Annotated in this window: 5 protein-coding genes; all 5 read left to right on the forward strand. The window is 67.4% G+C overall.

Going from position 1 to position 7,020, the window contains the following annotated elements:
- The first annotated feature begins 11 nt into the window (after window positions 1-11).
- A complete protein-coding gene (locus QO033_RS12155; RefSeq protein ID WP_284481244.1) occupies window positions 12-1,742 on the forward strand; it encodes a sigma-54-dependent Fis family transcriptional regulator in 1,731 nt (576 codons plus the stop codon).
- Window positions 1,743-1,880: 138 nt separating this feature from the next.
- Entirely contained in the window at window positions 1,881-3,680 is a 1,800-nt protein-coding gene (locus QO033_RS12160; protein WP_284481245.1) for a flavin-containing monooxygenase, read from the forward strand.
- A 67-nt stretch (window positions 3,681-3,747) separates the two neighbouring features.
- Window positions 3,748-4,800 carry a 2,3-butanediol dehydrogenase gene (locus QO033_RS12165; protein ID WP_284481246.1) on the forward strand — a complete coding sequence of 351 codons (1,053 nt, stop codon included), beginning with the start codon at window positions 3,748-3,750 and terminating at the stop codon, window positions 4,798-4,800.
- Between the two features lie 266 nt (window positions 4,801-5,066).
- Window positions 5,067-5,888: a class I SAM-dependent methyltransferase gene (locus QO033_RS12170; protein ID WP_284481247.1), complete on the forward strand. Its 822-nt coding sequence runs from the start codon at window positions 5,067-5,069 to the stop codon at window positions 5,886-5,888.
- Window positions 5,889-6,070: 182 nt separating this feature from the next.
- A partial coding sequence (locus QO033_RS12175) for a hypothetical protein (protein ID WP_284481248.1) occupies window positions 6,071-7,020 on the forward strand: 950 nt, incomplete at its 3' end.

Below are 7,020 nucleotides of genomic sequence, written 5' to 3' on the forward strand. Positions count from 1 at the left end.
AGGACCGGGGCATGAGCGACCGACAGCACGTCGAGGAGATCGAACGGGTATTGGAAGGCACGCCGACCGGGCGCGACAGTTTCGTCTCCGCCTCTTGGCGGCGCTGTGTCGAACTGTACGGCATGGACCCGATGCGCCGCGATCCCGCCCATATCGTCACCGAAAGCGAACTGCGCGATCACCGCAAGCAGGCGGAATGGATGATCGGCGCCGCGCGCACCAGCCTGCAGAGCCTGTTTCGCCAGGTCGCCGGGCAGAACTATGTGCTGCTGCTGACCGATGCCAAAGGAGTCTGCGTCGACTTTTTCGGCGACGATCTCTTCGTCGACGACCTGCGAACCGCCGGGCTCTATCTCGGGTCGAACTGGTCCGAGGATCTGGCCGGGACCTGCGGCGTCGGCGCCTGCATCGTCACCCAGGAACCGGTGACGGTTCATCAGGACGACCATTTCGGCAACGCCCATACCACCCTGAGCTGCACCGCCGCGCCGATCTTCGACAGTCTCGGCGGACTGGCGGCGGTGCTGGATATCTCGCTGTTGCGGTCGCCGGCGCCAAAGCGCAGCCAGAACCTCGCCATGAGCCTGGTCACCAATGCGGCGCGGCGGGTGGAGATGGCCAACCTGATGGCCGAGGGGCGCCGCGACTGGATCCTGCGGGTTTCCGACCGGCCGGAATTTCTGGACGTCGACCCGGAAGCGGCGGTCCGGCTGGACGGCTCCGGCCGCATCCTCGGCTACACCCGGGGCGCCCGGCGGCTGTTCCCCGATGGCGGCGACGTGCTCGGCCGGCGCATCGACGAGGTACTGGATCTGACGGTGGACGATCTGCCCGACCTGATGCGCGACCGACCGAGCGAGGACCGGATGATCGAGATGCAGGAGGGTGGCGCGCTCTTCGGCCATGCCATCGCCCCGCAGGCACCACGCACCGCGCCCCGCAGCGCCCGGCGCGGCGGGCCGCTGGCCGGGCTCACCCGCGACGATCCGGCAATGACGGAAACGCTGAACCGTGCCGCGCGACTGGCGCGAACGGCGGTGCCGCTGCTGATCACCGGTGAGACCGGCACCGGCAAGACCCGGCTGGCGCGGGCGATCCATGTGGTCGGCACGACAAGCGGCTTCGTCTCGCTGGAAAGCGCCGGGCTGACCCCGGCCGGGCTGCAGGCGGCCTGTTGCGGGGTGAACGGACCGACCACGCTTCTGCTGCGCCGGATCGAAGACCTGCCGCGCGACACCATGGCCGCCATCAGCGCCCTGCTCGACGGCCGTGGCGATCTGCGGGTCATATCGACCACCTGCGAGGCTCCCGGCGCGCTGCCGCTGCCCGCCGCGCTGTTCCACCGGCTGGCAGGCGCCACGCTGAGCCTGCCGCCCCTGCGCCTGCGGCAGGACCTCGGCTGGCTGCTGGATCTGCTGCTGCGCCGCCGCGCGCCCGAGGACATGCGCCTCTCCCCCTCAGCCCGGGCCGAGCTGCTGGGCCGCGACTGGCCCGGCAACCTGAGAGAGCTGGAACAGGTGCTGGACGTGGCGGTCGCGCTCTGCGAGGGGCGGGTGATCGACCAGCCCGATCTGCCGCCGCCCGTCGCCACCCCCGCCGCTGCCGCCGAGGCGGAGGCACCTCTGGAACAGGTGATGGAGGCCTGCGGCTGGAACATGGCGCGGGCGGCGCGGCGCCTGGGCGTCAACCGCTCAACCATCCTGCGCCGCCTGCGCCGCGCCGGGTTGCACCCCGGCGGCTGATCCGTTGCAGGGCGTTGCAGCCGCAACATGCCGCAGCGCAGAGCCCATTTTTCGCAGCCCCTGTCCCATCTGCCGATGGATCGCGCCCCGGACCTGCCGCGATACTCCCCTTGCAACACGCGCAGAGGAGGAGACGCGATGCTCGATTCAACTGTTGTTTCCCGCACGGAGGAGGTGCTGGAAACGCTCAACGCGGCGCTGGAGGCCGGGGACGCGGCCGCCGCAGCGGCACTCTTCGCCACCGACAGCTATTGGCGCGACCTGGTGGCAGTGACCTGGAACCTGAAGACCGTCGAGGGGCCGCAGGGCGTCGCCGACATGCTGAGCGCCCAGTTGCCCCACACCCGGCCCGGCACTTTCCGGCTGCAGCAGGGGGAGGTCCCGTCGGAGGAGGATGGCGTGATCACCGCCTGGATCACCTTCGAAACCGCCGCCGGCCGCGGTTGGGGGCTGATGCGACTGAAGGACAACCGTATCTGGACCCTGCTGACCGCGCTGCAAGAGCTGAAGGGGTTCGAGGAACCACGCGGCCGTCGCCGTCCGATGGGCGCCGAACACGGCGCCAGCAAGAACCGGATGACCTGGAAGGAGAAGCGCGAGGCAGAGGCCGCCTCGCTCGGCTATGACACCCAGCCCTATACGGTGATCGTCGGCGGTGGCCAGGGCGGCATCGCCCTGGGGGCGCGTCTGCGTCAGCTGGGGGTGCCGACCATCGTGCTGGACAAACACGACCGCCCCGGCGACCAGTGGCGCAGCCGGTACAAGTCGCTCTGCCTGCACGACCCGATCTGGTACGATCACCTGCCCTATATCAAGTTCCCCGACAACTGGCCGGTGTTCACCCCCAAGGACAAGGTCGGCGACTGGCTGGAAATGTACACCAGGGTGATGGAGATCAACTATTGGACCCGGGCCGAGGTCGAGGCGGCCAGCTTTGATCCGGCCGCCGGCACCTGGACCGTCGAGGTCAACCGCGATGGCGAAAAACTGGTGCTGCACCCGACCCAGCTGGTTCTGGCCACCGGCATGTCAGGCAAGCCCAATATCCCCGCCTTCCCCGGCATGGAGACCTTCCGCGGCAGCATCCAGCATTCGTCGCAACACGAGGGCCCCGACGCCTGGAGCGGCAAGAAGGTCGTCGTGGTCGGCTCCAACAACTCCGCCCATGACATCTGCGCCGCGCTCTGGGAGGCCGATGCCGATGTCACCATGGTGCAGCGGTCCTCCACCCATATCGTGCGCTCCGACACGCTGATGGAGATCGGCCTGGGCGGGCTCTATTCCGAAGAGGCGCTGGCCAACGGGGTGACGACGGAAAAGGCCGACATGATCTTCGCCTCCCTGCCCTACAAGATCATGCACGAATTCCAGATCCCGCTCTATGACCAGATGCGCGCGCGCGATGCGGAGTTCTACGCCGGGCTGGAAAAAGCCGGTTTCGATCTCGACTGGGGCGACGACGGCTCCGGCCTGTTCATGAAGTATCTGCGCCGCGGCTCCGGCTATTACATCGATGTCGGCGCCAGCCAGCTGATCATCGACGGCGAGGTGAAGCTGGCCAAGGGCCAGGTCGACCACTTCGAGGAAGATGCGGTGGTTCTGGGCGACGGCACCCGGCTTGAAGCCGATCTGGTGGTCCTGGCCACCGGCTACGGCTCGATGAACGGCTGGGCCGCGGATCTGATCAGCCAGGAGGTCGCCGACAAGGTCGGCAAGGTCTGGGGGCTGGGCTCCGACACCACCAAGGACCCCGGCCCCTGGGAGGGCGAACAGCGCAACATGTGGAAGCCGACACAGCAGGAAAACCTGTGGTTCCACGGCGGCAATCTGCACCAGTCGCGCCACTATTCGCTCTATCTCTCGCTGCAGCTGAAGGCGCGGATGGAGGGGCTCGATACCCCGGTCTACGGCCTGCAGGAGGTCCACCACCTGTCATGACCCGCTCCAGCAGCCGGTCCATCCCCGGGCCGGCTGCCTACCCCTTTCGAGATCAGGAGAAAAACATATGAAAGCAGCACGTTGGCACGGCGTGAAGGACATCCGCGTCGAAGAGGTGCCCACCCCCACCGCCGGCCCCGGAGAGGTCGAGATCAAGGTTGCCTGGACCGGCATCTGCGGCAGCGACCTGCATGAATACCTGGCCGGGCCGATCTTCGTCCCGGTGGGAGAGGACCACCCGCTGAGCCACGATCAGGCGCCGATCACCATGGGCCATGAATACTGCGGCGTCGTCACCGGCCTCGGCGAAGGCGTCACAGGCCTCGCCCTGGGCGACCGCGTCGCGATCGAGCCAATCTTCGCCTGCGGCACCTGCCCGGCCTGCCGGGATGGCAAGTACAACCTCTGCGACTCGCTGGGCTTCATCGGCCTATCGGGCGGGCATGGCGGTTTCGCCGCGACCTCGGTGGTGCCCGCGCGCATGGTCCACAAGATGCCCGACGCGCTGTCGATGGAACAGGGCGCGCTGATCGAACCCGCGGCGGTTGCGCTGCATGCGGTCCGGCTGTCGAATATCCGCGCCGGCGACAGCGCCGCGGTTTTCGGCGCCGGCCCCATCGGCCTGCTGGTTGTCGAGGCCCTCCGGGTTGCCGGGGCGGCCCAGATCCATGTCGTCGAACCCGCCGCGGTCCGGCGCGACAAGGCGTTGGAGCTCGGCGCGACCACGGTGATCGACCCGACGGCGGAGGATGCGGTCGCCGCGATCCGGGCCGCCACCGGCGGCGTTCACGTGGCCTTCGAGGTGACCGGTGTGCCGCAGGTCCTGCCCCAGTGCATCGACGCCACCCGGTACGAGGGGCAGACGCTGATCGTGTCGATCTGGGAGGGCGAGGCCGCCTTCCAGCCCAATACCGTCGTGCTCAAGGAACGCCAGCTGCAGGGCACTATCGCCTATCGCAACGTCTATCCGGCGGTGATGGAGCTGATGACCCAGGGCTATTTCAGCCCTGAGAAGCTGGTCACCCGGCGGATTGCGCTCGACGACATCGTCAGCGAGGGGTTCGAGGCGCTGGTCGCCGAGAAGTCCCACGTCAAGATCCTCGTCAAAGCTCCGGACTGAGGCCGGGGCTGAGACCGGCAAACGGGGCGCGCCCATCGGGGGGCGCCCATTCCCCGCGCGCGCCCCGGACCCGCCCGGCCTCCACAGGCCGCCTGCCAAGTCAGGCCCCCGTCCCGGCCCAATGCAAACGCGATTTGCCTCAGTCCGGCTGCGTTGCTAGACTGCGGCGCAGGATGCGTCCTCCTGCTCTCCAACCATCGCGGGGAAACGATGGCCCCGCCAGGAGACCTGCCGGGCAGGTTTGCATTCCAAATGGGGGGAGAAACATGCATACCGACGTGGAAATCCACTACAGCATCAAGAGCAACCTCGCCGACAAGATCGCGACAGGGCTGGAGCGCGCCGGAAAGCGCCTCGATACCCTTGTCTCCAGCGATCTGGCCTCTGTCGACGAATTTCACATCCGCGGCCGCAAGGCGACGCTGGAGCTCGGCCAGAAACTGAACCTCGCCGCCGGCTCCAGGCTCCTCGATCTGGGCAGCGGCCTTGGCGGCCCGGCCCGTACCATGGCCGAGACCTACGGCTGCAGCGTGACCGGCATCGACCTGACCGAGGAATTCTGCCACGCCGCCAACGTGATGACATCCTGGCTGGGGCTGCAGGACAAGGTCGTCTGCCAGCAAGGCGACGCCACCGACCTGCCGTTTGCCGACGACAGTTTCGACGCTGCGATGACCATCCATGTCGCCATGAACATCGCGGCCAAGGACCGGCTCTATGCCGAGGCGCACAGAACCCTGAAACCGGGGGGACGGTTCGCCGTCTACGACGTGATCCAGGGCGATGGCGGCGAGGTGCATTTCCCGGTGCCCTGGGCGCGCGAACCCTCCATCAGCCACCTGGCCACCGATGCGGAGATGCGGACCCTCCTCCCGGCGGCGGGTTTCCGGGTGATCGAGGTCACGGATTCCAGCGCCGAGAGCCTCCGCTGGTTCGAGGACATGGCCGCGCGACTGGCCAGATCGGGGCCGCCGCCGGTCTCGTTCCATGCCATCCTTGGCGATGACTTTTCCGAGATGGCGCGAAACCAAGTGCGCAACCTGGCCGAGGACCGCATCCGGACCATCAGCTATATCTGCGAGGGCTGATCGCACCTGCCGACACACCCGCCACCGGCCCATCACCGCGCCCCTAACGCCGGGCCGATGACGCAAAGTCACTTGACATGTTCCGGCACCCTGCCAAGGTGAAGGCCTGATTTCGTCGCATTCATTCTTTGATTTATTTTACCCGCCCGGCCCGCCGTCGCGACGGGCTTAGGAGGCAGGACATGGTCGACATCACCGTGGGCAGGACAAATGCGGCACCGGGCGATGAAATCCCCCTTCTCATTCGCGACGTCCTGTTCCAGGACTTCGAGACCCTGCGTCTGACCGGTGCCACCGGCGCGATCGATCTGCTGTTTCCCGAATTTGCCGCCGGCGACCACCTCCCCGACGACGACGGCGGCGAAAGGGTTCGTGCGTTCTTCGATTTCATGAAGGGATCGGTCTATGTCGACGACGATGTCCAGCAGGATGCGGCGGTCTTCGAAGTCGCGGTGTTCGAGGCCCCGCTGGATGGCAAGCTGACCTCTTCCCGGTCCGTGACCCTGCGGTTCGAGGGGCGTGATTTCACCTTCGCCGACGATCCGCTGGACACCATCCTGCCGACCGCCGGCACCATCGAAAGGATCACCATCACCGATGAGGTCAGCTTCGCCAGCCTCGCCGAACCGGAGGATTTCGTCCCCTTCCCGGTGGGCCTGAAACTGTCGCTGACCGGTCTCGATCTCGACGCCTCCGGAAATCTGCTGGACGACACCGACACGCTGATGGCGACGATCTTCGCCGGTCCCCAGACCCTGACGATCGATGGTTCGCTGATCCCCCGCTTTGCCGGCGACGGCCGTGACCTGACCGCCGGTACGCGTCTGGGCAGCGGCGATTTCATCACCCTGGCCTCAGGTCCCCTCTCCCCCCGGATCACCGATCCGGTCTGGACCTACGCCGGCGATTTCCTGACGGTAGAGGCCGGGGCGGTGCTGAATGGCGGCCAGGATGTCCTGGTGGGCAGCCTGCCCGGCATGGGCCCCGGCGATCTAGCCGGGGCCATCGCCCAGGTCAGCGGGGATGCGCTGGATGTTGCGGGTGAGGTGAACGGGGGCAATGACGTTCTGAACTTCACCGACAGCCTGACGGCGGCGTCTGCGGGGCTTTTCGGCGATGCGGCGCGGGTCTC

It is taken from the genome of Pseudodonghicola flavimaris (assembly GCF_030164425.1).
Taxonomy (GTDB): domain Bacteria; phylum Pseudomonadota; class Alphaproteobacteria; order Rhodobacterales; family Rhodobacteraceae; genus Pseudodonghicola; species Pseudodonghicola flavimaris.

Excerpts from the sequence above, each read along its gene's own strand:
- QO033_RS12160 (WP_284481245.1), top strand. The coding sequence starts at position 1,881 with ATGCTCGATTCAACTGTTGTTTCCCGCACGGAGGAGGTGCTGGAAACG.
- QO033_RS12155 (WP_284481244.1), top strand. The coding sequence starts at position 12 with ATGAGCGACCGACAGCACGTCGAGGAGATCGAACGGGTATTGGAAGGC.
- QO033_RS12165 (WP_284481246.1), top strand. The coding sequence starts at position 3,748 with ATGAAAGCAGCACGTTGGCACGGCGTGAAGGACATCCGCGTCGAAGAG.
- QO033_RS12170 (WP_284481247.1), top strand. The coding sequence starts at position 5,067 with ATGCATACCGACGTGGAAATCCACTACAGCATCAAGAGCAACCTCGCC.